This window comes from Ramlibacter pallidus, assembly GCF_015070875.1.
Classification (GTDB): Bacteria; Pseudomonadota; Gammaproteobacteria; order Burkholderiales; family Burkholderiaceae_C; genus Ramlibacter; species Ramlibacter pallidus.
Genome location: NZ_JADDIV010000003.1, coordinates 764,519 through 789,299, shown reverse-complemented (window position 1 = coordinate 789,299; position 24,781 = coordinate 764,519). Strand labels below are relative to the sequence as shown.

The following is a 24,781-nucleotide window of genomic DNA, read 5'->3' as shown; positions in this document are numbered from 1 at the left end:
GCGCGCTCAGGCCTTGAGCGGGAAGACCGGGTCGGCCTCGCGGTAGTCGCGCGGGATGATCACCTTGATGTCGCCCTTGACCACCTGGGTCATGAGCGGCTGCGCGCCCTGGTTCTGGCCGTTCACGAACTTCGTGGGGCCGTACGGCATGATGTGGTCGCTGAACGTGCTGTTCTCCAGCGCGGCGATGATGGCGGCGCGGTCGGTGGACTTCGCGCGCTCGATCGCATCCGCCAGCAGGCGCATGGCCGTGTAGGTCATGAAGACCTCGTAGCTGAAGAACAGGTTCTTCGCCTCGACGCGCTTGCGCATCTCCGCGCTGCGCCTGTCCTTGGGGTTGAACCAGTGGTTGCAGTCGATGATGCCGTTGGCCGCGTCCGGGAACTCCTTGACGAACTTGTAGCTGGAAGCCGCGCCGCCGAGCACCGAATAGATCGCCTTGGGCGTCACCTTCTGCTGCTGCATGGTGCGGACCAGCAGCGCGTACTCGTTGTAGTAGTTGGCCGGGATCACGATGTCCGGGTTCACCGCCTTCATGCGCAGCACGATGTTGTTGAAGTCGCGCGTCGGGTTGGCGTGCTTGATGACTTCCCTGACCTCGTAGCCGTAGCCGGGCAGCTCGCGGGCCAGCAGGTTGGCCGTGCCGGTGCCGAACAGCGACTCCTCGTGGATGATCATCACCGACTTCGCCGGCTTGCCCGCGGCCGTGTTCAGCACGTGCAGGTTGGCCATGGCGATCTCGGCGGACTTGCGGTAGCCGGGGCCGAAGCGGAAGGTGTTCTTCAGCCCGCGTTCGACGATCTGGTCGGCCACGCCGACGTCGACCACGTGCGGCAGGTTGTACTTGGCCGCGGCCTGCGTCGTCGCCAGGCAGATCGCCGAGGCGAAGGCGCCCACCACCGCGCTGACGCCGGCCTCGTTCATCTTCTCGATCTCCGCGGTGCCCGCGGCCGGCGTCGACTGCGCATCCCCGAGCAGCGCCTCGATCTTCGCCCCGCCCAGCGACTTGATGCCGCCCGCGCGGTTGATGTCCTCGATGGCCATCAGTGCGCCTTCGCGGCATTGCTGGCCGGAGTAGGCGAGGGCGCCGGTCACCGGGTGCAGCACGCCCACCTTGACGGCGCGCGGCTGCGCGCCGCCCACCAGCGGGAACGCGAGGGCCGACGCGGCGGCGCCGGCCTGCGCGATGAACTTGCGGCGGTTCGAGGATGCACTCATGGGACGGTTCTCCTGGTGACGTTTCAGTGGAACTGCGCGGACATGGCGCGGCTGACCCACACCTTGGCGGCGATGTCGCCGACGCGGGACAGCTGCATCTGGTACTCGTAGCGGTCGGGGCGGTAGAGGCCGTGCAGCCACTGCACGGGCCGGCCGTCCTCGTCGTGGATCAGGCGGCGCACGGCGAGCAGCGCGGAACCCACGGCCACCCCGAGGTGCGGTGCGACCTGCGCGTCGGCCAGCCGGGCGGAGATGGTCTGGCGCGCGCCGCCGACGCGCACGCCCGACTCCTCCAGCAGCACCAGGATCGGCTTCTTCGCGAGTTCGCGCTTGCCGAAGTGGCGCGCCAGGTCGCCCGGCACGAAGGTGGTGATGTGCGACAGCGGGCCTTCGCGCGTGGAGCGCACGCGCACCGCCTTCTGCACGTCCGCGCCCTGCGGGAGGGCGAGGGCCTGCGCCACGTCGCTGCCGGCGGCGATGCGGCTCACCTCCAGCACGCGCACGGTCGTGTTCAGGCTGGTGCTGACCAGGTTCTCGAGCAGGCCGGTGAGCTGCGCGGTCTTGGTGCGCGCGGCGGCAGCGCGGGTCTGGCGGGCCGCCGCGTCGGCGTCCGTGATCGGACGGGTGCCGCGGCCGCGCTCGCGGGCGATCAGGCCTTCACCGGCCAGTTCCTGCAGCGCGCGGCGCACCGTGACGCGGGCGACGCCGAACTGCCGCATCAGCGCCAGTTCGCCCGGCAGCCCCGCCGCGAAGCGGCCTTCGTGCAACTGCTCGCGCAGCACCAGGTAGATCTGGTGGTACTTGGGCAGGGGAAGGGCGTCCGCCATGGAAGCGGATGCTCGATCCCGCGTCTTGTCCTGTCAATGGGACATTTCATGGGACATCTGCGGCCGCCGCCCGCGGCGTCAGCGCTGCAGGGGCAGCGCCAGGGTGACCTGCGTCCCGCTCTCGCCGCTGGCCAGCGACAGCGCGCCGCCGAGCTTCTGCGCCCGCATGCGCATGGCCGCGAGCCCGCGGCGCGGCGCCCCCGCGGCCGGCGCGGCCTCCGGGTCGAAACCGCGGCCGTCGTCGGCGACCGTCAGTTCGATGCGGTCGCCGGCCGCGCGCACGCGGACGGTGATGTTGCGGGCGCCGCCGTGGCGCACGGCGTTGTTCACCGACTCCTGCACGATGCGCACGATCGACAGTCCGGTCTCCGGCGACAGGTAGTCGAGTTCGGGCAGCACCTCGACGTCCCAGTGCAGTGCCACGCCCAGCGCATTCAGCCGCGGCTCCAGCCGGTAGCGCAGGTTGCCCAGCAGCGGCAGCAGGTCGTGCTCCTCCAGGTCGAGCGAGTCGATGATCAGGCGCATGTCCTCCAGCGAATCCTCGATCACGCGCGCGACTTCCTCCCGTGGAACCTCGTCGCGGCGGGTCATGCGCAAGGCCGTGATCAGCTGGCTGCCGAGGCCGTCGTGCAGGTCGTGCAGCAGCCGGTTGCGTTCGGCCAGCAGCACGGCCTGCCGCTCCTCGGCGACGGCCTGGCTGATCTCGTGGTCGGCGGTCCCTCGCTTGAGCGCCAGCGATTCGAGCGTGCGCCAGATCAGGTTCAGCAGCACCAGGAGCGCGGCGGTCGGTGCCCAGAAGAGGGCGTCGAAGGCTGTCTTGTCGAGACCGACGCCGAAGTCGTGCGCCACCGCCACGCACCAGGCCACCAGCGTGACGGCCATGGACACGTCGCTGCGCCGCCGCGTGCGCCAGGCCTGCCGGACCTGCGCACCGACCGGCACGAGCGCCAGGCTGAAGTAGGGCCAGAGCAACAGCGCGAGATAGGTCGGGCGCATTTCCCCGAGCGCTGCGAGCAGCGCGCCGGCCGCGAAGCACGCCACCACGGCGCCCCACAACACGCGCAGGTAGCGGTCCCAGAACGGGCCCTGCCAGCGGCTGTGCTCCAGCATCAGCACGACGATCAGTGCGTTCGACAGCAGGGTGCTGGCGTGCGCCAGCAGCATGCCCCACTGGCTGGGCGTGCCGGCGGATGGCGCGAGGATCAGCAAGGCGCGCGGAAGCCAGGCGATGCAGAGCAGCGCGAACAGGAAGTCCATGCGCCGTCGCGTCTTCAGCCAGAGGGGGATCGCACCGAACACGCAGATCACGACCGAGAACGTCAGCGTCTGCGGGATGCCGTTCTGGAACAGGCGGCGCAACTCGTAGCCCGGGCGCAGGGCTGAGGCCCCGCCCAGCGCGAGCTCGGAGAGCCCGCCGCGCGCGTCGGCCGATCCGCGCACCCGCACGAGCAGCCGGTTGCCGGCTTCCTTCAGCAGCTGCGGGGGGATGTCGATCCATGGCGTGCGGTTGCGCGTGAATTCGCCGGCGGCGCGGACGTCCAGCCGTTCGCCGTTCAGCCAGAGGTCGCCGCCGTCCGCCATCCGCGGCACGGTGAGCGCCAGTCCCTCGCGCGTCCCGAGCGCGGCGAGCGCGGGGTCGAGCGCGACCTCGTACCACACGACGCCCGCGAAGCCCGCGCGCGTGCGGCGCCAGTTGTCCGGCAGGCGCACGGCGTCCGCTGCCGCGAAGTCGACGTCGGCAGGCCGGGCGGCGGAGGCGGCGATCGCGCGCGCGGTGTCGATCTTGACGGCCTCCGCGGCGCGCGCCACGGGAGCGGCGAGGAGGAGCACGGCGGCCAGCGCCGCACCGGCGGCCCGCCAGCGCACTAGATCAGCCCCTTCGCCCGCGCCAGGTTGACCGCCTGCACGCGCGAGTGCACCGAGAGCTTGCTGTAGATGCTCTTGATGTGCGCGGCCACGGTGGACGGCGCCACCTGGAGGCGCCGCGCCGCCTCGGGCACCGAGAAGCCCTGCGAGATGGCCTTGAGCACGTCCTGCTCGCGCGGCGTGAGCGGCTCGGAGAGCTCCGGCGTTTCCTGCGCCGTGGGACGCGCGAAACGCCGCAGCAGGTAGCGCGCGACCTGCGGCGACAGCGGCGAGGCGCCCTCCGCGACCGAGCGGATCGCCCGCCCGAACTCCGCGGTCGGCGTGTCCTTGAGGAGGTAGCCGTGCGCGCCCGCCTGCAGTGCGCGCACCACGTGCGCCTCGTCGCCGAACACGGTCACCACCAGGATGCTGGTGTGGCGCGCGCGGCGCGCGAGCTCCGCGATCAGCTCGGTGCCGTCGCCGTCCGGCAGCCCCAGGTCGATGAGGGCCACGTCCGGCTGCGCGAAGGCGAAGCTGCGGCGCGCCTCGGCGCAGGAGCCGACGGCCTCGACGAGGCGCAGGCCGGCGTCCGCCTGCACCATGCGCGCGAACTCCTCGCGCATGGGGGCGTCGTCGTCGACGAGGGTCACGGTCAGGATCGACATGGCTGGCCCGCATTGGAACCGAAAACACGCGGCCTGCGCTCCCCGGATCCGGGGAGGGCGCACGCCGCCGGTCGCCGCTCCCCGAAATCGGGGAAGCGTGCGCATGGGCGCCTGAGCACCATCGCGGCCCATGAAAGCGTTCAAGCTCCTCCTGCTTCCCGGCGCGTTGCTGGCGACGGCGCACGCGCAGGTCGCGCCCGACGCCGGCAGCGTGCTGCAGCAGTTGCGGCCGCCCGCCGCACCCCTCACGCCCCGCAATGGTGCCGCGCTGCCCGCACCGCCGCCCTTGCCGGCGCCGGCCGGAGCCTCACCCGATGGCACGGTGCGGATCGCCGGCGTGCGGTTCACCGGCAACAGCCGCATCCCCGATGCCGAGCTGCAGGCGCTGGTGCAGGACGCACTCGGAAGGGAGCTGGACCTGGCGGGGCTGGAGGCGCTGGCGGCCCGCGTCAGCCGCGAATACCGCCGGCGCGGCTACACCGTGGCGCGGGCCTACCTGCCGCCGCAGCAGGTGCGCGACGGCATCCTCGAGCTGGCGGTGGTGGAAGGACGGTTCGGCGCCGTCACCGTGCGCGGGGATGCGCCGCGCTCGCTGCCGCTCGCCGCGCTGGAACCGGGCACCGTGGTGACCGACGCGGCGCTGGAGCGCGCGCTGCTGCTGGCCGCCGACGTTCCCGGCATCGCGGTGCGCTCGACGCTGCAGCCCGGCGCCTCCGTCGGGACCAGCGAGCTGGTGGTGGACGTGGCGCCCGGCGAGCGCTTCGCCGGCAGCGTGGAGGCGGACAACTTCGGCAGCCGCAGCACCGGGCGCGGCCGCCTGGGGGCCACGCTGCTCGTGAACAATCCCTCCGGTGCGGGCGACCTGGTGACGCTGCGGGCGATCGCCAGCGACGGTGGCCTGGCCCACGGCCGGCTGGCCTACCAGCTGCGCGTGGGCCGCGACGGCACCCGCGTCGGCGTGGCCGCTTCGACGATGCGCTACCGCCTGGGGGAGGAGTTCGCCAGCCTGGACGCGCACGGCACCGCCCGCGTCGCCACGGTGTTCGTCGCCCACCCGGTGCTGCGCACACGTCATGCCAACGCGAACCTGCAGATCGCCTTCGAGGACAAGCAGCTGCGCGACCACATCGACAGCGTCGCCACGAGCACCGAGCGCAAGCTGCGCTCGCTCACGCTGGGGTGGTCGGGCGACCGCAGCGACAGCTTCGGCGGCGCCGGTGCCTGGACGTTCTCGCTGGCCTACACGCGCGGCGAGCTGGACCTCCCCACGCCGGCGGCACGTGCCGTCGACGACGCCACGGCAGGCACCGCCGGCAGCTTCGACAAGCTGGCCCTGGGCGTTTCGCGCCAGCAGGCCCTGGGACCGTCGACGACCCTCTTCGTCGCCTACACGGGCCAATGGGCCGGCGGCAACCTGGACTCGTCCGAGAAGCTGCCGCTCGGCGGCGTGGCCGGCGTGCGCGCCTACCCGCAAGGCGAAGCGCCGTCGGACCACGCGCACCTGCTCACCGCCGAACTGCGCCACAACGTCACGTCCGCCTGGCAGTGGATCGCGTTCGTCGACGCGGCGACCGGGCGGGCGAATGCCGAGCCCTGGCCCGGCGCCAGCGGTGCCCGCCGCAGCCTCTCCGGCGCCGGCGTGGGGCTGGCCTGGGCCGGCGGCCGCGGCCTGAACGCGCGCCTGTATTACGCCCACAAGCTGGGCCACGCCGCCGCCACGGCGGAACCCGACCGCGATGGCCGCCTGTGGCTGCAGGCGGCCTGGACCTTCTGATCCCGCATGGAGAACGCATGAACCGAGCTTTCCCCCATCGCCGCCTGTTCCTGGCCGCGGCCGTCGCCGCGGCTTTCCCCGCCTGGCCCGGACCCGTCGGCGAACGGATCTCCGCGGGGCAGGGCGCCGTCACCCGCAACGGAACGGTGACCACGATCACGCAGGGATCGTCGCGGCTGGCGATCGACTGGCAGGCCTTCGGCATCGCGGCCGGCGAGACCGTGAACTTCGTGCAGCCCGGCGCCGGGGCCATCGCGCTGAACCGCGTGACGGGCACGGAGGCCAGCCAGATCCATGGCGCGCTGAATGCCAACGGGCAGGTCTTCCTGCTCAATCCCAACGGCGTGCTGTTCGGGCGCACCGCGCAGGTGAGCGTGGGCGGGCTGCTGGCCTCCACCCTGTCGCTTTCCGACGCCGACTTCCTGGCGGGACGCACGGTGTTGCGTGGCACGGGCGGCGCGGTGCGCAACGAGGGCATGCTGCGCGCCGCCGACGGCGGCTACGTGGCCCTCGTCGGGGGCGAGGTGCGCAACACGGGAACGGTGGCCGCGCCCCGGGGCAGCGTCGCACTGGCGGCGGGGCGCAAGGTCACGCTCGACTTCGCGGGGGACGGACTGCTGCGGCTGGCGGTGGACGAGGGCGTGCTGGGCGCACTGGTCGACAACGGGGGCATCGTGCAGGCCGATGGCGGCGCGGCGCTGCTGACGGCGCGGGCGGCGGATGCGCTGGCTGGCACCGTCGTCAACAACACGGGCCTGGTGCAGGCGCGCCGGCTGGAGGATCGTGGCGGCACCATCCAACTGCTCGGCGGGTTCGAAGGCGGCACGGTGCAGGTGGGCGGCACGCTGGACGTGTCGGCGCCGCAGGGCGGCGCCGCGGGCTTCGTGGAGACGTCCGGCGCGCGCGTGCGCATCCAGCCCGGCGCGCGGGTGCTGGCCGGGCCGGGCGGGCGCTGGCTCGTCGACCCCACCGACATCACCATCGACGCGGCCGCAGCGGCCACGATCTCGGCGGCCCTCGATGCCGGCACCGGCGTCGAGCAGGACACGAACGGCGGCGGCGGGGACGCCGGCGACATCACGGTGCTGAGTTCCATCCAGTGGACCGGGACCGGCTGGCTGACGCTGCGTGCCAACCGCAACGTCGCGATCCAGGCCGCCATCGACGGGCCGAACGGCGGGCTGCTGTTCGAGGTCGGCAACGAGATCACCGTATCCGCCCCCGTCTCCGTGGGCGGCCTCTACCTGTGGCAGGGATCGTGGCGGCAGCTCGCGGCCTCGCTGCCGGCGCTGAACGTCGCCGACTTCCAGGTCGCCGGCGGGTCGTTCCTGCGTGCCACCGGCGGCGACGGCAGCGCGGCGGACCCGTACCGCATCGCGGACGTCTACGGATTGCAGGGCATCGGCAGCAACACCGGCACGCTGGCGCAGCACTACCGCCTGGCCGGCGACATCGACGCGGCGGTGGCGCGGACGTGGAACATGGGCGCCGGCTTCCGGCCGATCGGGAATTCCTTCGACCCTTTCGCGGGCCGCTTCGACGGCGCCGGGCACGTGGTGCGCAACCTCCACATCGACGAGCCCTGGTGGCCGGGCGTGGGACTCTTCGGCGCCGTCGGCGTGACGGGCAGCGTGGCCAACGTGGGCGTGCTGGGAGGATCGTTCAAGGGCTTCTCGGCCGGGCCGATCGCGGGGGAGAACGCCGGAACGCTCTCGAACGTGTGGTCGGACTCCGTCGTGGACGGCTACACCGCCGGCGGCCTGGTGGGATGGAACCTCGGCACGGTCAGCGATGCGTACGCCACGGGGGACGTGAACGGCAGCACCAACGGCGGGTTCGTGGGCCTGAACGAAGGCACCATCACCCGCGCCTGGGCCAGCGGCAACATCACCAGCGAAGGAGGCGCCGGCGGCTTCGCCGGGCAGAACCGCGGCACCATCACCGTGGCCTACGCCACCGGCTCGGTGAACGCCACGCACGGGGGCGCGGGCGGGTTCGTCGGCATCAACGCCGGCACCATCAGCGACGCCTATGCGACCGGTGCCGTGCGCGCGCGCCTGCCGGTCTTCGACGGCATCGGGGCGGAAGGCGCCGGCGGCTTCTTCGGCATCCAGGAGTTCGGCGCCAGCATCTCGCGTTCGTACGCCACCGGCGCGGTGGACAACGACTCGGTGCGCCGCGGCGGCTTCGGCGGCGCCGGGGCCTTCGGCACGCTCTCGGGCAACTTCTACGACGGCCCCGCCTCGGGCCTGCCCAATGCGGTGGGTTCCAACTACAACGGCGGCGTCACGCGGCGCACCTCCGCGCAGATGCTTTCGCAGTCGCAGTTCGGGAGCCTGGACTTCGCCGGCACCTGGGTCCAGTACGAGGGCCACACGCGGCCGCTGCTGCGCGCCTTCCTCACGCCGCTGACGGTGACCGCCAACGATGCGGCGCGCACCTATGACGGCACTTCGTGGTCCGGGGGCAATGGCGTTTCCTATTCGGTGAGCCCGGATGCCAACCTGCTGGGCACCGCGACCTTCGGCGGCGCCGCGCAAGGCGCGCGCAACGCGGGCACCTACGGACTGACGGTGGGCGGCCTGTACTCCAACCAGCAGGGGTACCTGATCACCTACGCCCCCGGCACCCTCACGATCGCCCCGAAGACCGTCACCGTCAGCGGGGTCACCGCGGCCGACAAGGTGTACGACGGCGGCACCGCGGCCGCCCTGGACGCCTCGGCGGCGGTCGTCGACGGCATCGTCGGCGGGGATGCCGTCGGCTTCGCGGCCGCGGGCCTGTCCGGCACGTTCTCGGACCGGAACGTGGGCACGGGCAAGACGGTCACGCTCTCCGGCGGTGCGCTCACCGGCGGCAGCGCCGGCAACTACGTGCTGGCGCCGGCCACCGGAACCACGACGGCCAGCATCACGCCGGCGTCCCTGTCGCTGACGGGGATGGCCGCGCGGGACAAGGTGTACGACGGCACGACCGCAGCCGTGCTGGACACGACGGCCGCGGGCCTGGCCGGTGTCGTCGCCGGCGACGCCGTCACGGTGTCGACCGCAGGCGTGGAGGGCCGCTTCTCGGACCGGAACGCCGGCGCCGGCAAGGCGGTCACCGTCACCGGCGCGGCGCTCGAGGGCGCGGATGCCGGCAACTACGTGCTCGCCGCGCCCGCACCGCTCACCGCCGACATCACGCCGGCGCCGCTCGCGGTCGCCGCGGACGACCAGGCCAAGGTGGCCGGCACGCCGGACCCTGCGCTGACCTTCCGGGTGGCGGGGCTGGTGGCCGGCGACACGCTGGACGGCGCGCTCACCGGCGGGCTGCAGCGCGCTCCCGGCGAGGCGGCCGGGCCGTATGCCATCACGCAGGGCACGCTGGCGGCGGTCGGCGGCAACTACGCGATCGGCTTCACGCCCGGGACGCTGGTGGTCACCGCGGCGCCCTTGCCGCCGGACCCGCAAGTGCCGCCGGTTTCTCCGCCTCCCGCAGGGGGCGCTCCGGACGCTGCGGCACTGCAGGCCGCGATCCCGCTGCCGCAGCCCGAAGCAGCGCCTCCGCTCGCCTGCGTGGCGGGGCCGAAGCGCGAAGCCGCCGCCGCCTCGTGCGAGCAGCGACCGCTGCTGGCGGTGGTGGAGGGCGGCGTGCGGCTGCCCGCCGCGGCCGCGCGGCCTCAGGCGATCGAGTAACCCCCGTCCACCGGGATCGCCGTGCCGGTGACGAAGTCGCTCGCCGCGCTGCACAGGAACACGGCGACACCGGCGAGGTCCGCCGGCTGGCCCCAGCGCCCGGCAGGCGTGCGGGCCAACACGCGTTCGTACAGGCCGGGCACCTGGCTGCGCGCGCCCTGCGTCAGGTCGGTGTCGATCCAGCCGGGGAGCACCGCGTTGGCCTGGATGCGGTCCTTCGCCCAGGCGGTGGCGATGGACCGCGTGAACTGCACGATGCCGCCCTTGCTGGCGCCGTACACCGAGGCATAGGGCGCGCCGAAGATCGACAGCATGGAGCCGATGTTGACGATCTTGCCGGCGCCGGCGCGCAGCATCAGCGGGTGCGCCGCGCGGCAGCACAGGAAGGCGCTGGTCAGGTTCACGTCCATCACCGAGCGCCATTCGTCCAGCGAGAGCTGCTCGGGCGGCTTGCGCACCGTGGTGCCGGCGTTGTTGACGAGGATGTCGAGGCGCCCGTGCTGCCGCTCCACGGCGTCGAACAGGCGCTGCACCCCGGCTTCGTCCGTGACGTCGGCCTCGAACGCGGCCGCCTGCACGCGTTCGGCCTGCAGTGCGCGCAACGCCGCCGCGGATTTTTCCGCGTTCCGGCCCACCACGATCACCGAGGCACCGCAGCGCCCCAACCCCTGCGCCATGCCCAGGCCGATGCCGCCATTGCCGCCCGTGACGAGCGCGATTTTCCCGGTGAGGTCGAACATGCCCTCAAGCATAATCCCGGCGATGCGCCAGATCGTCCTCGACACGGAAACCACGGGCCTCTCCGCCGAAGCCGGCGACCGGATCATCGAGATCGGCTGCGTGGAACTGGTGGCGCGCAAGCTGACGGGCCACAACAAGCACTGGTACCTGAACCCCGAACGCGACTCGCACGAGGACGCGCTCAAGGTGCACGGCATCAGCAACGAGTTCCTGCGCGACAAGCCCAAGTTCGCGGCGATCGCCGACGAACTGATGGAGTACGTCGCGGGCGCCGAGATCATCATCCACAACGCCGCCTTCGACATCGGCTTCCTGAACAAGGAACTGGAGTTGATCGGGCGCAGCCCCTTCACCGGGCGGGTGGCCAAGGTCACCGACACGCTGGCGATGGCCAAGGAGATGTACCCCGGCAAGCGCAACAGCCTGGACGCGCTGTGCGACCGCCTCGGCGTCGACAACTCCGGCCGCACGCTGCACGGCGCGCTGCTCGACGCCGAACTGCTGGCCGACGTCTACATCAACCTCACGCGCGGCCAGGACGCCCTGCTGATCGACGAGGCCGACGCCCATGCGGTGTCCGGCATCGTGACGCGCGTCGACCTGCGCCAGTTCACGCTGCCGGTGCTGCTGGCCAACGACCAGGAGGCGGCGGCCCACGAGGAAGTCCTCAAGCAGCTGGACAAGGCTTCGGGCGGCAAGACAGTGTGGCGTCAGGTGCCCTTTTCGCCTATGGCATAATCGCGGGCTTCCCGCACCGGGAAAACCGGGTGATTAGCTCAGCGGTAGAGCACTGCCTTCACACGGCAGGGGTCGCAGGTTCAAACCCTGCATCACCCACCAGACAAGCGAAAACGCCACCTCCGGGTGGCGTTTTCCATTGGGGCGCGGCCGTCGCTCAGGTGCTGAGCTTCTGCGCCAGCTCGCTGGCTTCCTCGCGGCCTTCCCGCACGTTCTGGATGTGGCGCTGCGTCTCGATGGGCAGCTTGGCCGTGTTCAGGCCGTCCCACTTGTTGCGACCCTTGACCGACAGGTTGTAGTAGACGGAGACGCCCTCGCGCAGCTTGGCGGCGCGCTCTTCGGGCGTGAGCTTCAGGTGCGCGATCCTGTCGGCGGCCCATTCGGCGCCGTGCTTCATGTTCACCGCGGCGAAGTACACGGCCTGCACCGGGTCGTTGGGGTCCTTCAGGCCGAGGCCCTTGGCCGTGCGCGGCTCGAACTGGGCCAGCCCGATGCTTTCGACGCCGTTCTTGCCCATGCCGGTGCGCGGGATCCACGAGGTCTCGGCGTCGATCACGCCATAGACGTCGTGGTAGGTCAGGCCGACCTGGTGCAGGCCCGCCTTCGCGGCCGCGGCCTGGACGAGCAGCAGGCGCGATTCCTCGTCCAGCGTCTGGATGCTCTTGCCGGCGTACTTCACCGATTCGAACTTGATCTGCTTGCGCAGGGCGTCTTCGGAGGCGACCTGGACGGCGGCCTTCGCGGCGGGCGTCGCGAAGCGGATGGCGGCGGGCGCCGCCGGGCTCGTGGCGGCCACGGCGGCGGCAGCGGTCACGGTGCGGGCCACGGGGCCGGCCTTGGCGGCGGCGGCCTGCACCTTCGCGGCTGCAGCGGCAACGGGGGCGGATGCAGAACCCGTGGAAACCTGGCTCGAGAGGGCGATGGCGGCACCGATGCCGGCGAAGGCCCAGACGGGGAAGGATTTCTTGATTTGCATGTGTCCTGTAGTCCTTGAAGCACGTTCCTGTAGGAGGCTTCTGATGGACCTGTAGGACCCGCGAGAGTTCGAAGCTCAGCGCGTGCATATTCCTGCGGAAGAGGGGTGGATCCGCCCTCCAGGCGATTCTTTTTCAGCAGGGGATCGGAAACGAACACCAAAGTGCGACAGCGCCTTCGCCCCGAGGCGAAAGCGCTGTGCGCCTGGCTCGACGTTGCCGGCTAGCTCTTCGAATCGGATTTCGCGGCGGCGAAGCTCTGCCGCACGCGGCCGTCGCCGCCCTTCTTCGCGGTCGCGACCTTCTTGCGGTCGGCCGGTTCCTTCTTCGCCACGGCCGTGGCCTTGCCGTCCTTGCGCGACGCGGCCTTGCCGTCCTTCTTCTTCGCAGAGGCCGTCTTCACCCCTCGCTTGCGCTCGTCCGGGCTGTCCTTCTTCTTCGCAACCACGGCCTTGCGGGGCCGGGCGGACTCCGCCTTCAGCGCGGCGACCGCCTCCGGGCCGCCCCATTGCGCCACGGCCCAGCGGCGCAGGCGCTCCGCGTCGGCGATGCGGGTGCCGTTGCTCTCCGCATCGAGCAGCACGAGGATGAGGCTGCGGCCCGCGACCTCCGTCACCATGGTGAGGCAGCGGCCGGCTTCGACGATGTAGCCGGTCTTCTGCAGTTCGATGTCCCAGCCCGGGTTGGCGTTGCGCACGAGCCGGTTGGAATTGATGTACTGCAGCGACCTGCTGCTGCCGAGGTCGGCCACGTGCTGGCGCGTGGTGGAAAACTGCGCGATCAGCGGGTTCTGCGCGGCCGCCTTCACGAGCAGCGCAACGTCGCGTGCGGTCGACCTGTTGGCGTTGGACAGGCCGGTCGGATCGACGAAGCTGGAGTTCTGCATCCCGAGTTGGCGGGCCTTGGCATTCATGGCGGCGACCATCTTCTCGAGCCCGCCGGGATAGGTGCGGCCGAGCGCGTGCGCGGCGCGGTTCTCGCTGGACATGAGGGCCAGGTGCAACGCCTCCTCGCGCGTGAGGGTGCTGCCGACCTTCAGGCGCGAGCGGCTGTGGCGTTCGCGGTCCACGTCTTCGTCGGTGATCGTCAGCACCTCGTCCATCGGCTGCCTCGCCTCCAGCACCACCACGCTGGTCATCAGCTTGGTCAGCGATGCGATCGGCAGCACGGCCTGGGCATTCTTCTGCACCAGCACTTCGCCGCTCGCCTGGTCGACCACCAGCGCGGCGCTGGAGTTCAGGCGCAGCGGATCCGGCGTCTGGTGCAGGCCCTGTGCGCGGCCGAACGAGAGCACCGGGCCGCCGGGGGACGCGGCATTCGGGCTGCGGTCGGTCTCGGCCTCCTCGGGCGGGACCTGTTCCGTACCGGGAGGCGGCGCCGGGGTGGCCGGCTCGGCTTCGGCTGCGGCCGGCGCGGGCGCCACTGCCACCGCGGAGGGCTGCTGGCGTGCGGCCTCGCGCTGGTTCCAGGCGAGCGGGATCAGCGTGCCGCCCGCCACCAGGGCGAGCAGCAAGGTCGACAGGACAAGGGTCTTCTTCGTGGATGGGCGCATGTGCGTTTCCTTCCCGGCACTCTACCCAGCCGCCGCAGGGCGGACGGCACCGCGAGGACGAAGCTGGTGTAGGCCCCGGGCGACGGCGGCGGCAAGCCGCTAGGCCACGGCACCGGCACCGTCAACCCCGACCGTGCCCCCTTGCACCGCCCGGGACGCTGTGCCAGATTGCGCGGACCCGCACAGGAGAAGGCATGCTTTTTCCCACCACCATCGTCGGCAGCTATCCCCAGCCGGAGTGGCTGATCGACCGGCAGAAGCTCGCAGGCCGCTTCCCGCCGCGCGTGCGGGCCAGGGAGCTCTGGCGCCTGCAGGAGCCCTGGCTGGCTCAGGCCCAGGACGATGCGACGCTGCTGGCGATCCAGGCGCAGGAGGAAGCCGGGCTCGACATCGTGTCCGACGGCGAGATCCGGCGCGAGAGCTATTCCAACCGCTTCGCCACCGCACTGGACGGGGTGGACCTGGACCACCCCGGCACCGCCCTCGACCGGTCGGGCCATCCGAACCCGGTGCCGCGCATCGTCGGCAGGATCCGCCGCCGGCACGCGGTCGAGGTGGAGGACCTGATGTTCCTGAAGCGGCACACCACGCGCCGCACGAAGATCACGGTGCCCGGGCCGTTCACCATGCTGCAGCAGGCGCAGAACGATTTCTACGGCAGCGAGGAGGAGGCGGCGATGGACTATGCCGTCGCCGTCAATGCGGAGATCCGGGACCTGTTCGCCGCGGGCGCCGACGTCGTGCAGATCGACGAACCCTACATGCAGGCGCGGCCGGAGAAGGCGCGCCAGTACGGCCTGGCCGCGCTGAACCGGGCGCTCGAGGGCGTGCAGGGCACCACCTGCGTCCACATCTGCTTCGGCTATGCGGCGGTGATCCACGCCCGCCCCAGCGGCTATTCCTTCCTGCCGGAACTCGCCGGCTGCACTTGCGGCCAGGTGTCCATCGAAACGGCGCAGTCGAACCTGGACACGCGGGTCCTGCGCGAACTGGGCGGCAAGCAGGTGCTGGTGGGCTGCCTGGACCTGTCGGACATGCAGGTCGAGACGCCCGAGGTGGTGGCAGGCCGCATCCGCCGCGCCTTGGAGCACATCCGGCCGGAGCAGGTGGTGCTGGCGCCGGACTGCGGCATGAAGTACCTGCCGCGCGAAGTGGCGCAGGGCAAGCTGGTGGCGATGGTCGAAGCGGCCAGGCTGCTGCGCAAGGAGCACGGCTCCGCGTGAGGGGTGGGCGCGGCGCCGCTGCGCGACAATCGCAAGATGGAATTCATTCGCTACCTGCCGGGCACCGCCCCGCTGGTGCTCGATTCGCCGCACAGCGGCGTCGCCTATCCCGCGGACTTCCGGCCCGCCTGCGACATGGCGGTGCTGCGCCGCGCCGAAGACACCCACGTCGAGAAGCTGTACGACTTCGCGCCCGCGCTCGGGGTGGCCTGGATCGAGGCCCTGTTCCCCCGCAGCTACCTCGACGTGAACCGCAACGTAACGGAACTCGACGTCGGCCTGCTCGAGGATGCCTGGGACGAGGCGCTGGAGACCGACCCGGTGCTGCTGTCCAAGGTCCGGCTCGGCAAGGGCCTGGTGTGGCGCTGCACCGATGACGGCGTCGACATCTACGACCGCAAGCTCACCGCCGGCGAGGTGCGGGCGCGCATCGAGCGCTGCTGGCAGCCGTACCACGCGGCCGTGGCGGATGCCGTTGCCGCCGCCCACGCCCGGCACGGCTACAGCATCCACCTGAATTGCCACTCGATGCCGGCGGTGTCCTCCAGCCACGCCACCGAGTTCCCGGGCCTGGTGCATGCCGATTTCGTGATCGGCGACCGCACCGGGACGACCTCCTCGCCGGCCCTGTCGCGGCATGTGTGCGACCTGCTGCGGGACAGGGGCTACACGGTGGAATACAACCACCCGTACAAGGGCGTCGAACTGGTGCGGCGCCACGGCGACACGCAGCGGCACCGCCACAGCATCCAGGTCGAGGTGAACCGCAAGCTGTACATGGACGAGGCATCGCTGGAGCCGCACGCCGGCTTCGCGAAGCTGCGCGCCGACCTGGAGCACCTGGTGCGCGCGCTGCTCGCCACCGATCCGCGGCAGCTGTGATGGACACCGTCGACGCCGTCGTCATCGGCGCCGGCGCGGTGGGCCTGGCCGTCGCGCGCGCGCTGGCGCAGGCCGGCCGCGAAGTGGTGGTGGCCGAAGCGCAGGACGGCATCGGGCAGGGCGTGAGTTCGCGCAACAGCGAGGTGATCCACGCCGGCCTCTACTACGCGCCGGGCACGCTCAAGGCGCGCCTGTGCGTGCGCGGCAAGGAACTGCTGTACGCGCTCTGCGCGTCGCACGGCGTGGACCACCGCCGCTGCGGCAAGCTGACGGTGGCCAACAGCGAAGAAGAGGTCGCCGCGCTGCGCGGCCTGCAGGAGCGCGCGACGGCCAATGGCGTGCCGGCCGCTTGGCTGGATGCGGCGGCGGCGCATGCGATGGAACCGGCGCTGCGCTGCATCGCCGCGCTGCATTCGCCCACCACCGGCATCGTGGACAGCCATGGCTTCATGCTGGCGCTGCAGGGCGACCTCGAGCGGGCGGGCGGCACGGTGGCCTTCGGGTCGAGGGTGGCCGCCGCCACGCTGTCCTCGCGCAGCGGCGAGCCGCACGTGCTGCGCCTGGCCGACGGCAGCGAACTCGCTTGCCGCCTCCTCGTGAACGCCGCGTCGCTGCACGCCTGCGCCCTGGCGCGGAACTTCGAAGGGCTGGATGCCCGCTTCGTGCCGCGCGAGTCCTTCGCCAAGGGCAACTACTACGCGCTCGCCGGCCGCTCGCCCTTCACGCACCTGATCTACCCCGCGCCGGCGGACGCCTGGCTCGGCGTGCACCTGACGCTGGACCTGGGCGGGCAGGCCAAGTTCGGTCCCGACATCGAATGGCTGGACGTGCAGTCGCCGGAACAGATCGACTATCGCGTCGACCCGGCGCGGGCCGACGGCTTCTATGCGGAGGTGCGGCGCTATTGGCCGGAACTGCCGGACGGCGCGCTCACCCCCAGCTACAGCGGCGTGCGGCCGAAGATCCACACGGCCAGCGAGAAGGCGCCGGACTTCCGCATCGACGGCCCCGCGGACCACGGCGTGCCCGGCTTGCTGAACCTGTTCGGTGTCGAATCGCCCGGCCTCACGAGCGCGCTGGCGATCGGGGAACTGTCGCGCGCGCTGCTGCTGCCCTGAACTTTCAGGGCGTGGCCGGGGCGGGGCAGCCCCGCTGCAGGAAGCTGCACTTCACGGCCGCCAGCAGGGGGTTGCTGCCGCCGCTGCCGTGCGGGCCGTTGCCCTGCAGGTAGCCGTAGTTGATCGTCCAGACGATGGCGCCGCCGACGGCCGTCTGCGGATTTCGCACCCAGGCACCTTTGGCCGCGATCGACTGCCCGTTCTCGTACGACAGGAAGCCTGCCGCCGACCGGCCGTCGTGCGGAGCGATGGCGGGGCGGAACCCGCGCGGGTAGGCGGGGCCCGTGTAGGTGCGGTAGGCCGCCTGGGCCTCCGTGTCGTACGCATACGTCCCGTGGTCCAGGTAGCCCAGTTCCACCAGCACGTTGTAGGCGAGCGCGTTGTCGTCGGCCTCGAGGCGGGCACCGCGCAGCTCCTGGCGCGGCCCCGTCACGAGCGGAGGCGCCGTCGGATCCATCTCCGCGGGATTGCCGTAGTAGATGCCGTAGAAGCCCATGCCGATCCCGAGCTTGCCGCGCGGCACGCCCTTGGCGACGAAGGCGTCGATGCTGCTGGCCAGGTCCACCGGCGCGTTGCCGTACTTGCCCGAGATCGGGCTGGTGAACCAGGAATGCCAGCCCTGCGCGTCCGACGCGGTGCCGATGCCGTAGCTCATGAGGTTGAACTGGTCCGACAGGCTCGCCACCTCCACCTCCCAGGGCTGGACCTGGTTGATGTTGAGGTTCTTGGCGTAGCCCGGGAAGGTGAGGATGAAAGGCGCGTTCGGCGACTGGTAGCGCGCCCGCGTGTTCGCCTCGATGCGCAGGTCGCGCATCAGCGCGAGCAGGCGCCGGTAGGTCTCGGCCGCGGGCAGGCCCAGCGAGTTGGCGCCCAGCTCGTCCTCCCAGTCCATGTCGATGCCGTCGTAGTCGTGCGCGATCGCGTAGTCGACCAGGTTGCGCACGAAGGTGGGACGCACGCCGTCGGCGGTGGACCGCAGGAAGCCCGCGCCGTCACCGGCGCCACCGACCATCAGCAGCGCCCTGGTGCCCGCGGCGTGCGCGCGGCGGACGAGATAGTCCTCGACGCTGCGCGCCGGATCGGGGGCGCCTTGCTCGCCGGCGCGGTGGGCACTGCCGGCGCCCGGCATCACGTCGCCGGGATTCCCGTGCAGCGTGCCGGAGCCGGGTGCCACGCGGCCGAAGACGAAGTGCGTCATGGCGGACATGTCCACGTCGGCCGGCGAGCTGCTCGGCCAGTACCAGCCGGCGTAGTAGCCGGTGACCCAGGGCTGGCGCGTGGCAGTGGCGCTGACGCGCACGGTGGCCGTGGCCGTCCGGGCCGGGTCGGCGACCGCCGTCGCGATGACATGGAAGGTGCCGTCGGCCGCGGGCGCGGTGTAGTTGCCGCCCGCGCTGATGTTGCCGCCGGCGGATCCTTCCTGCACTTTCCACGTGCATTGCGTGTTGTCCGTGCCGTTCACCGCGCAGGTGAACCCCTGGGCACCGCCGGGCGTCACCGTCACGTCGCCGGGGACGATGGCGATGCCCACGGCAGCCTGCGTGCCGGGAAGGGGGGCACCTGAACCGCCATTGGCGCCACCACCGCCACCACCACATGCGGAAAGGACCAGCGCCACTGCCGCGAGGACGCCCATACGAATCTTCATCGAACCACTCTCCAATCGAGACGCAGGAGGGGCCGGATTATTCGGCGCGAAACCTCGTCGTGGAGTGCGGCGGCGCACAGGATCCGCCGCAGCGTGAGCGATGGCACGGCGGCCCGTGGCGCGCTGTCACGACGTGACCGCGGACACTTGCGATCAGGTCAGGATCGCGCAGCGGCGGAGGCGTGGGCCGCCGCTTCGTGCCGGAAGGCGCGCGCGGTCTCGTCCACGAGGGCGGGCCCCTTGTAGATCAGCCCGGTGTAGATCTGCACGACGTCGGCGCCGGCGCGCAGCTTGGACAGTGCATCGTCCGCGCTCAGCACGCCGCCGACACCGATGATGGGGTAGCCGCTGCCCAGCGCGGCGCGCAGCTGCGTGATGATGCGGTTGCTGGCCTCGAGCAGCGGCGCGCCGCTCAAGCCGCCGGTTTCCTCCGCGTGCGGCAGGCCCCGCACCCGGTCGCGGGCGATGGTGGTGTTGGTGGCGACCACGCCGTCCATGCCATGGCGCCGCAGCGTGGCGGCGATCACCTCCACCTGCGCTTCGTCGAGGTCGGGCGCGATCTTGACGAACACCGGCACGCGGCGGCCATGCGTGCGGGCGAGCTCTTCCCGGCGCACGGCGATCGCCGACAGCAGGGCGTCGAGCGCCTCGTCGCCTTGCAGCGCGCGCAGGTTCTTGGTGTTGGGGCTGGAGATGTTGACCGTCACGTAGTCGGCGTGCGGGTACACGCCCGCCAGGCACGCCAGGTAGTCGGAGGTCGCCTGTTCGATCGGCGTCGCCGCGTTCTTGCCGATGTTCAGGCCGAGCAGCCGTCCCTGCTGGCGGAAGCGCGAGCGCTGCACGTTGGCGACGAACGCATCGAGCCCGTCGTTGTTGAAGCCGAGGCGGTTGATCAGCGCCTGCGCCTCGGGCAGGCGGAACATGCGCGGGCGCGGGTTGCCCGGCTGGGCCTTGGGCGTGACCGTCCCGACCTCGACGAAGCCGAAGCCCATGGCGCCCAGGGCGTCGATGCAGCGCGCGTTCTTGTCCAGGCCGGCGGCCAGCCCCACGCGGTTGGGAAAGCGCAGGCCGGCGAGCTCCACGGGGTCGGGCACGAAGCCGTTGCAATACGCCCAGCGCAGCGGCGTGCCTTGGGCGCGCGCGAGCGAGCCGAGCGTGAGCTCGTGGGCGGTTTCGGGATCCAGCCCGAACAGGAAGGGGCGGGCGAGGGCGTAGGGCAGCAGAGGCATCCGATAATCCTGGCTTCTTCAACGAAGGCTAACCGGGGATTGTCGCGTGACGCAGGATGAACTCAAGGCATTGGTGGGGCAGGCGGCGCTGAAGTACGTCGTGCCGGGTGAGATCGTGGGCGTCGGCACGGGGTCGACGGTCAACAAGTTCATCGAGGCGCTCGGCACCATGAAGGACCGCGTCCCCGGGGCGGTGTCCAGTTCCAATGCTTCGACCGAGCGCCTGCGCGCGCTGGGCATCCGCGTCTACGACGCCAACGAGGTGGGCGAACTCGCGGTGTACATCGACGGCGCCGACGAGATCGACGGCCGCGGCCACATGGTCAAGGGCGGCGGCGCGGCCCTCACGCGCGAGAAGATCGTCGCCGCGCAGTCCCGCCGCTTCGTCTGCATCGCCGACGCATCCAAGCGCGTCGAATTCCTCGGCCGCTTCCCGCTGCCGGTGGAAGTGATCCCCATGGCCACGCAGCGCATCGTGCGGCAGTTCCAGGCGTTGGGCGGCCATGCGCAGGTGCGGATGAAGGACGACCAGCCGCTGGTGACCGACAACGGTCAGCACATCCTGGACGTCACCGGCCTGCAGATCCGCGATCCGCTCGCGTTCGAGAGCGACGTGAACCAGTGGCCGGGGGTGGTGACGGTGGGCGTCTTCGCCCACCAGAAGGCCGCGGTCTGCCTGCTCGCGACCGAGGGCGGCGTGCAGACCCTGGAGTTCTAGGCCGCCCTCAGAAGCGGATGCCGGCCGGGTTGGCCGGCGAGCGGTCGCTCGGCGCGCGCGGCGCCGCGGTGTTCTGCGCGGGCTGCGCCGGGGTGCCCTGCTGGGCCTGCGGCGATTCCGCCGGCACGGCAGGGGCCTGCACCACGACCAGCGGGCGCGGCTCCGGGTTGCGCCAGTTGGCAGGCAGCTTCGAAACCTTCGGGTACCCGGCGGCGTCGAGGTACTGGCCCCATTCCGCATCCGAGAATCCGCGCACGTGCTGCCCGCCGATCGTCGCGAAGGGCACCGTGGCCTGGCCGGCCAGCCGCTGCAGGGCCTGGATGTCCTCGTTGGAAGTCACCGTGCGTTCGGTGAAAGGCACGCCACGGCCTTGCAGGAACGTGCGGGCGCTGCCGCAGGGGGCGCAGTCGGAAGACGTGTAGAGGGTCACCGGGAAGCGCCCGGTGGCCGTGCGCAGGTCGAGCGGCAGTGCCGCGGTGGCGGAGCCGCCTCCCCCGGGGAGGGCCACGGTGGGGGCGGGCTTCGCATTCGCATCCGGCGGCGGCCTGTCCGTGAACGTCACCTTCCCGTCCGGCCCGACGACACGAAACACCTGTGCATTCGCGGCGGCGGCCCAGAGCGTGGCGCAGCCCATGACGGCGGCCAGCGCCGCCAGACGGACAGAAGACATCGGCAGTTCCCCCAATATGGTTTTGCTCGTCCGATTCTCTCAGGCCATCCCCTGGTGGCGCAACAAGGCATCCAGCGTGGGCTCCCGTCCGCGGAATGCCTTGAAGGACTCCATCGCCGGCCGGCTGCCGCCCGCCTCCAGGATCGCCTGGCGGTATTTCCGGCCGGTCTGCACGCTGGGCGTGCCATCCTGTCCGGCGGTTTCCTCGAAGGCGGCGTAGGCGTCCGCGCTCAGGACTTCCGCCCACTTGTAGCTGTAGTACCCGGCGGCGTAGCCGCCGGCGAACACGTGGCTGAAGGTGTGGGCCATGCGGTTGAACGCGGGCGGGTGCAGCACGGATACCTCCTCGCGCACCTGTTGCAAAAGAGGCATGAAGTCGGCGGCGGGATCGTGTTGCGAATGCAACAACATGTCGAAAAGCGCGAATTCGATCTGGCGCAGCGTGGCCAGTCCGCTCTGGAAGTTCTTGGCCGCCAGCATCTTGTCGAACAGCGCGCGGGGCAGCGGTTCGCCGGTGTCCACGTGCGCCGTCATGTGCTTCAGCACGCCCCATTCCCAGCAGAAGTTCTCCATGAACTGGCTGGGGAGTTCCACCGCATCCCACTCGACGCCGCTGATGCCCGACACGTCGCGTTCGTCCACGCGCGTGAGCATGTGGTGCAGTCCGTGGCCGGACTCGTGGAAGAGGGTGATGACGTCGTCGTGCGTGAGCAGCGGCGGCTTGCCGTCCACGCCGTCGGCGAAGTTGCAGACCAGGTGCGCGATCGGCGTTTGCAGGCGGCCGTCGTCGGGGCGCAGCCAGCGCGCGCGCACGTCGTCCATCCAGGCGCCGCCCCGCTTGCCGGTGCGGGCGGACGGGTCGAGGTAGAACTGGCCGACGAGTTCGCCGCCGCGCTCGATGCGATAGAACTCGACGCCCGCGTTCCAGGCGGGCGCGTGGTCGCGGCGGATCTCCACCTCGAACAGCGTCTCGATGATCTTGAACAGGCCCGCCAGCACCTTCGGCGCGGTGAAGTACTGCTTGACCTCCTGCTCGCTGAAGGCATACCGGGCCTCCTTGAGCTTCTCGCCGATGTAGGGCCAGTCCCAGGCCTGCGGATCGGCGATGCCCAGTTGCTCGCGCGCGAAGGCACGCATGTCGTCCAGGTCCTTGATCGCGTACGGACGGGCGCGGATCGCCAGGTCGCGCAGGAACTGGATGACCTGCTGCGGCGAGTCCGCCATCTTGGTGACCACCGAGACCTCGGCGAAGCTCTGGTAGCCGAGCAGGCGCGCCTCCTCCTGGCGCAGGGCCAGGATCTCGCGGATCAGCGCGCTGTTGTCGAACTTCGGGTCGCCCTGGTCGCTGGCGCGCGTCACGTAGGCGCGGTACAGGCGCTCGCGCAGCGTGCGGTTGTGGCCGAACTGCATGACGGGGAGATAGCTGGGCATCTTCAGCGTGAGCTTGTAGCCCTCGCGTCCCTCTGCCGCCGCGGCGGCGCGCGCCGCCTGCACGACGTCCGGCGGGACGCCTTCCAGCTCGGGTTCGGCGGCGTAGTAGGCGAAGGCGTCCGTGGCGTCGAGCGCGTTCTCGCTGAACTTCTGGCTCAGCTCCGCCTGGCGTTCCTGGATCTGCGCGAACCGCTCCTTGGCCGCGCCCGTGAGCTCCGCGCCGGACAGCCTGAAGTTGCGCAGCGCGTTCTCGTGCGCCTGGCGCTGCTCCGGCTTCAGCCGGCTGGGATCGACGGCCTTGTACTTCGCATAGAGCTTCTCGTCCGAGCCCAGGCGGGTCCAGAACTCCGTCACGCGCGGCAGGGCCTCGTTGTAGGCCGCGCGCAGTTCCGGCGTGTCCGCCACCGCGTTCAGGTGGCCCACCATGCCCCAGGCGCGTCCCAGCCGCTCGGTGGCGACATCCAGCACGCGCGCGATGGCGGTCCAGTCGGCGGGGAACTCGGGTGCGGTGACGGCCGCGAGGGCACGGTCCGCCTGCGCCAGCAGCTCGTCCATGGCGGGGCCGACGTGTTCCGGGCGCACCTGGTCGAACAGCGGGAGGTCGTTGAAGTCGAGGAGGGGGTTGCTCATGGCAACCATTTTGCGGCAGCGGCCGCGCGTTCAATGCCGTGCGGGATTGGGAATCGCGATCGGCGCCATATGGCCGGGCCGTTCAGGGTCCGTTCATGGTGCGCGGCCTAAGGTGGGGGCGAACACTGGACGAAGACCCGCGAGGCCCTGATGAACCTGATCCGTAAAGTTGCCTGGACCGTGCTGCTCGGCACGTCCGGCCGCCGGCAAGGCCACCGAGGAGGGCTGCTGGCTGTTCGAGGAGGAGCCGGACGACCCCTTCGGCCTGGACGACGAGTTCGAGGGGGAGGGCTGGTCCTTCTGGGGCGACTAGCCGCGGCTCAGGCCGCCGCGCGCTCCGCCGCCTGGATCGTGTTGACCAGGAGCATGGCGCGCGTCATGGGCCCGACGCCCCCCGGCACCGGCGTGATCCACCCGGCGACGTCCTGGACGCCGGCGAAGTCGACGTCGCCGCAGAGCTTGCCTTCGTCGTTGCGGTTCATGCCCACGTCGATCACCACGGCGCCGGGCTTGACCATGTCCGCCGTGAGCACGTTGCGCTTGCCGACTGCGGCCACCACGACGTCGGCCTGCAGGGTGAGCGACTTCAGGTCGCGCGTGCGGCTGTGGCACACGGTCACCGTCGCGTCGCGCCCGAGCAGCATCAGGGCCATCGGCTTGCCCACGATGTTGCTGCGGCCGATCACGACCGCATGCTTGCCCGTGAGGTCGTAGCCGATCGCGTCGAGCATCTTCAGGCAGCCGTAGGGCGTGCAGGGCCAGAAGCCCGGCTGCCCCACCATCAGCGCGCCGGCGCTGGCGACGTGGAAGCCGTCGACGTCCTTGGCCGGCGAGATCGTCTCGATGACCTTGTGGCTGTCCATGTGCTTCGGCAGCGGCAACTGCACCAGGATGCCGTGCACGGACGGGTCTTCGTTGAGGGCCCGGATGCGCGCCAGCAGGTCCGCTTCGGGCAGCGTGGCGGGGTAGGTCTCGAGCGTGGCTTCCAGCCCGGTTTGCGTGCTGTCGTTGACCTTGTGCTTCGTGTAGACCTGGCTGGCCGGGTCTTCGCCGACCAGGAGGATGGACAGGCGCGGCTGGACGCCGCGGGCCTTGAGGGCCTGCGTGCGCCCGGCGACTTCCTCGCGGATCTGCTTGGCAAGGGCGTTGCCGTCGATGAGTTGTGCGGTCATGAGGAACGACGCCCGCGGGTGCGGGCGTACGGAGGTTGCGGCGAAAGGG

20 protein-coding genes and 1 tRNA gene are annotated in these 24,781 nt (G+C 71.2%); 9 read left to right on the top strand and 12 right to left on the bottom strand.

Features of this window, described 5'->3' with window-relative positions; genetic code table 11:
- Window positions 1-6: 6 nt before the first annotated feature.
- From IM787_RS12955 to IM787_RS12940, 4 genes are all read right to left on the bottom strand, one after another.
- Window positions 7-1,218 carry an ABC transporter substrate-binding protein gene (locus IM787_RS12955; protein WP_193677050.1) on the bottom strand — a complete coding sequence of 404 codons (1,212 nt, stop codon included), beginning with the start codon at window positions 1,216-1,218 and terminating at the stop codon, window positions 7-9.
- Between the two features lie 23 nt (window positions 1,219-1,241).
- Window positions 1,242-2,045 (bottom strand): GntR family transcriptional regulator, encoded by an 804-nt coding sequence (locus IM787_RS12950; protein WP_193677049.1) that lies wholly within the window; start codon window positions 2,043-2,045, stop codon window positions 1,242-1,244.
- Between the two features lie 78 nt (window positions 2,046-2,123).
- Window positions 2,124-3,911, bottom strand: a complete 1,788-nt coding sequence (locus tag IM787_RS21775) for a sensor histidine kinase (RefSeq protein ID WP_193677048.1) — start codon at window positions 3,909-3,911, stop codon at window positions 2,124-2,126.
- A complete protein-coding gene (locus IM787_RS12940) occupies window positions 3,911-4,555 on the bottom strand; it encodes a response regulator (RefSeq protein WP_193677047.1) in 645 nt (214 codons plus the stop codon). The genes IM787_RS21775 and IM787_RS12940 overlap by 1 nt, the downstream gene beginning before the upstream one ends.
- Before the next feature lie 130 nt (window positions 4,556-4,685).
- On the opposite strand from IM787_RS12940, the gene IM787_RS12935 reads away from it, so the two are divergent.
- Window positions 4,686-6,329: a ShlB/FhaC/HecB family hemolysin secretion/activation protein gene (locus IM787_RS12935; RefSeq protein WP_193677046.1), complete on the top strand. Its 1,644-nt coding sequence runs from the start codon at window positions 4,686-4,688 to the stop codon at window positions 6,327-6,329.
- A 17-nt stretch (window positions 6,330-6,346) separates the two neighbouring features.
- Window positions 6,347-10,006: a two-partner secretion domain-containing protein gene (locus tag IM787_RS12930; protein ID WP_193677045.1), complete on the top strand. Its 3,660-nt coding sequence runs from the start codon at window positions 6,347-6,349 to the stop codon at window positions 10,004-10,006.
- On the opposite strand, the gene IM787_RS12925 is transcribed toward IM787_RS12930, so the two are convergent.
- On the bottom strand, window positions 9,991-10,746 hold the full coding sequence (locus tag IM787_RS12925) for an SDR family NAD(P)-dependent oxidoreductase (protein WP_193677044.1): 756 nt from the start codon (window positions 10,744-10,746) through the stop codon (window positions 9,991-9,993). The two genes, IM787_RS12930 and IM787_RS12925, sit on opposite strands and share 16 nt — an antisense overlap.
- Before the next feature lie 22 nt (window positions 10,747-10,768).
- Here IM787_RS12925 and dnaQ point away from each other — a divergent pair, with 22 nt between their 5' ends.
- Both dnaQ and IM787_RS12915 read left to right on the top strand, forming a co-directional pair.
- Window positions 10,769-11,485, top strand: a complete 717-nt coding sequence (dnaQ, locus tag IM787_RS12920; RefSeq protein ID WP_193677043.1) for a DNA polymerase III subunit epsilon — start codon at window positions 10,769-10,771, stop codon at window positions 11,483-11,485.
- A gap of 27 nt (window positions 11,486-11,512) precedes the next feature.
- A tRNA-Val gene (locus IM787_RS12915) sits at window positions 11,513-11,587 on the top strand.
- 55 nt (window positions 11,588-11,642) lie between these two features.
- On the opposite strand, the gene IM787_RS12910 is transcribed toward IM787_RS12915, so the two are convergent.
- Window positions 11,643-12,461, bottom strand: a complete 819-nt coding sequence (locus tag IM787_RS12910) for a lysozyme family protein (RefSeq protein ID WP_193677042.1) — start codon at window positions 12,459-12,461, stop codon at window positions 11,643-11,645.
- A 221-nt stretch (window positions 12,462-12,682) separates the two neighbouring features.
- Window positions 12,683-14,011 (bottom strand): serine hydrolase, encoded by a 1,329-nt coding sequence (locus IM787_RS12905; protein WP_193677041.1) that lies wholly within the window; start codon window positions 14,009-14,011, stop codon window positions 12,683-12,685.
- Between the two features lie 194 nt (window positions 14,012-14,205).
- Here IM787_RS12905 and IM787_RS12900 point away from each other — a divergent pair, with 194 nt between their 5' ends.
- From IM787_RS12900 to IM787_RS12890, 3 genes are read left to right on the top strand one after another with little or no spacing between them, the layout of a single operon-like run.
- A complete protein-coding gene (locus IM787_RS12900; protein WP_193677040.1) occupies window positions 14,206-15,234 on the top strand; it encodes a uroporphyrinogen decarboxylase family protein in 1,029 nt (342 codons plus the stop codon).
- Between the two features lie 36 nt (window positions 15,235-15,270).
- Complete coding sequence (locus IM787_RS12895) at window positions 15,271-16,116, top strand: N-formylglutamate amidohydrolase (RefSeq protein WP_193677039.1); 846 nt, start codon at window positions 15,271-15,273, stop codon at window positions 16,114-16,116.
- Window positions 16,116-17,234 carry an NAD(P)/FAD-dependent oxidoreductase gene (locus IM787_RS12890; RefSeq protein ID WP_193677038.1) on the top strand — a complete coding sequence of 373 codons (1,119 nt, stop codon included), beginning with the start codon at window positions 16,116-16,118 and terminating at the stop codon, window positions 17,232-17,234. The genes IM787_RS12895 and IM787_RS12890 overlap by 1 nt, the downstream gene beginning before the upstream one ends.
- Window positions 17,235-17,238: 4 nt before the next feature.
- Here IM787_RS12890 and IM787_RS12885 read toward each other — a convergent pair whose 3' ends face one another.
- Both IM787_RS12885 and IM787_RS12880 read right to left on the bottom strand, forming a co-directional pair.
- On the bottom strand, window positions 17,239-18,882 hold the full coding sequence (locus tag IM787_RS12885) for a glycosyl hydrolase family 18 protein (RefSeq protein WP_193677037.1): 1,644 nt from the start codon (window positions 18,880-18,882) through the stop codon (window positions 17,239-17,241).
- A gap of 158 nt (window positions 18,883-19,040) precedes the next feature.
- Window positions 19,041-20,111 (bottom strand): quinone-dependent dihydroorotate dehydrogenase, encoded by a 1,071-nt coding sequence (locus IM787_RS12880; protein WP_193677036.1) that lies wholly within the window; start codon window positions 20,109-20,111, stop codon window positions 19,041-19,043.
- Between the two features lie 46 nt (window positions 20,112-20,157).
- On the opposite strand from IM787_RS12880, the gene rpiA reads away from it, so the two are divergent.
- Complete coding sequence (gene rpiA / locus IM787_RS12875; RefSeq protein WP_193677035.1) at window positions 20,158-20,829, top strand: ribose-5-phosphate isomerase RpiA; 672 nt, start codon at window positions 20,158-20,160, stop codon at window positions 20,827-20,829.
- A 7-nt stretch (window positions 20,830-20,836) separates the two neighbouring features.
- On the opposite strand, the gene IM787_RS12870 is transcribed toward rpiA, so the two are convergent.
- Window positions 20,837-21,499: a glutaredoxin family protein gene (locus IM787_RS12870; protein ID WP_193677034.1), complete on the bottom strand. Its 663-nt coding sequence runs from the start codon at window positions 21,497-21,499 to the stop codon at window positions 20,837-20,839.
- 39 nt (window positions 21,500-21,538) lie between these two features.
- The gene (locus IM787_RS12865) at window positions 21,539-23,560 is read right to left on the bottom strand and encodes a M3 family metallopeptidase (protein ID WP_193677033.1); all 2,022 of its coding nucleotides are present in this window, start codon (window positions 23,558-23,560) and stop codon (window positions 21,539-21,541) included.
- A gap of 169 nt (window positions 23,561-23,729) precedes the next feature.
- On the opposite strand from IM787_RS12865, the gene IM787_RS12860 reads away from it, so the two are divergent.
- Window positions 23,730-23,873: a hypothetical protein gene (locus IM787_RS12860; RefSeq protein WP_193677032.1), complete on the top strand. Its 144-nt coding sequence runs from the start codon at window positions 23,730-23,732 to the stop codon at window positions 23,871-23,873.
- A 7-nt stretch (window positions 23,874-23,880) separates the two neighbouring features.
- Here IM787_RS12860 and IM787_RS12855 read toward each other — a convergent pair whose 3' ends face one another.
- Window positions 23,881-24,732 (bottom strand): bifunctional methylenetetrahydrofolate dehydrogenase/methenyltetrahydrofolate cyclohydrolase, encoded by an 852-nt coding sequence (locus IM787_RS12855; RefSeq protein WP_193677031.1) that lies wholly within the window; start codon window positions 24,730-24,732, stop codon window positions 23,881-23,883.
- Window positions 24,733-24,781: the final 49 nt, after the last annotated feature.

Coding starts and splice junctions, on each gene's coding strand:
- IM787_RS12955 (WP_193677050.1), bottom strand. CDS start 1,218: ATGAGTGCATCCTCGAACCGCCGCAAGTTCATCGCGCAGGCCGGCGCC.
- IM787_RS12950 (WP_193677049.1), bottom strand. CDS start 2,045: ATGGCGGACGCCCTTCCCCTGCCCAAGTACCACCAGATCTACCTGGTG.
- IM787_RS12940 (WP_193677047.1), bottom strand. CDS start 4,555: ATGTCGATCCTGACCGTGACCCTCGTCGACGACGACGCCCCCATGCGC.
- IM787_RS12935 (WP_193677046.1), top strand. CDS start 4,686: ATGAAAGCGTTCAAGCTCCTCCTGCTTCCCGGCGCGTTGCTGGCGACG.
- IM787_RS12930 (WP_193677045.1), top strand. CDS start 6,347: ATGAACCGAGCTTTCCCCCATCGCCGCCTGTTCCTGGCCGCGGCCGTC.
- IM787_RS12925 (WP_193677044.1), bottom strand. CDS start 10,746: ATGTTCGACCTCACCGGGAAAATCGCGCTCGTCACGGGCGGCAATGGC.
- dnaQ (WP_193677043.1), top strand. CDS start 10,769: ATGCGCCAGATCGTCCTCGACACGGAAACCACGGGCCTCTCCGCCGAA.
- IM787_RS12910 (WP_193677042.1), bottom strand. CDS start 12,461: ATGCAAATCAAGAAATCCTTCCCCGTCTGGGCCTTCGCCGGCATCGGT.
- IM787_RS12905 (WP_193677041.1), bottom strand. CDS start 14,011: ATGCGCCCATCCACGAAGAAGACCCTTGTCCTGTCGACCTTGCTGCTC.
- IM787_RS12900 (WP_193677040.1), top strand. CDS start 14,206: ATGCTTTTTCCCACCACCATCGTCGGCAGCTATCCCCAGCCGGAGTGG.
- IM787_RS12895 (WP_193677039.1), top strand. CDS start 15,271: ATGGAATTCATTCGCTACCTGCCGGGCACCGCCCCGCTGGTGCTCGAT.
- IM787_RS12890 (WP_193677038.1), top strand. CDS start 16,116: ATGGACACCGTCGACGCCGTCGTCATCGGCGCCGGCGCGGTGGGCCTG.
- IM787_RS12885 (WP_193677037.1), bottom strand. CDS start 18,882: ATGAAGATTCGTATGGGCGTCCTCGCGGCAGTGGCGCTGGTCCTTTCC.
- IM787_RS12880 (WP_193677036.1), bottom strand. CDS start 20,111: ATGCCTCTGCTGCCCTACGCCCTCGCCCGCCCCTTCCTGTTCGGGCTG.
- IM787_RS12870 (WP_193677034.1), bottom strand. CDS start 21,499: ATGTCTTCTGTCCGTCTGGCGGCGCTGGCCGCCGTCATGGGCTGCGCC.
- IM787_RS12865 (WP_193677033.1), bottom strand. CDS start 23,560: ATGAGCAACCCCCTCCTCGACTTCAACGACCTCCCGCTGTTCGACCAG.
- IM787_RS12855 (WP_193677031.1), bottom strand. CDS start 24,732: ATGACCGCACAACTCATCGACGGCAACGCCCTTGCCAAGCAGATCCGC.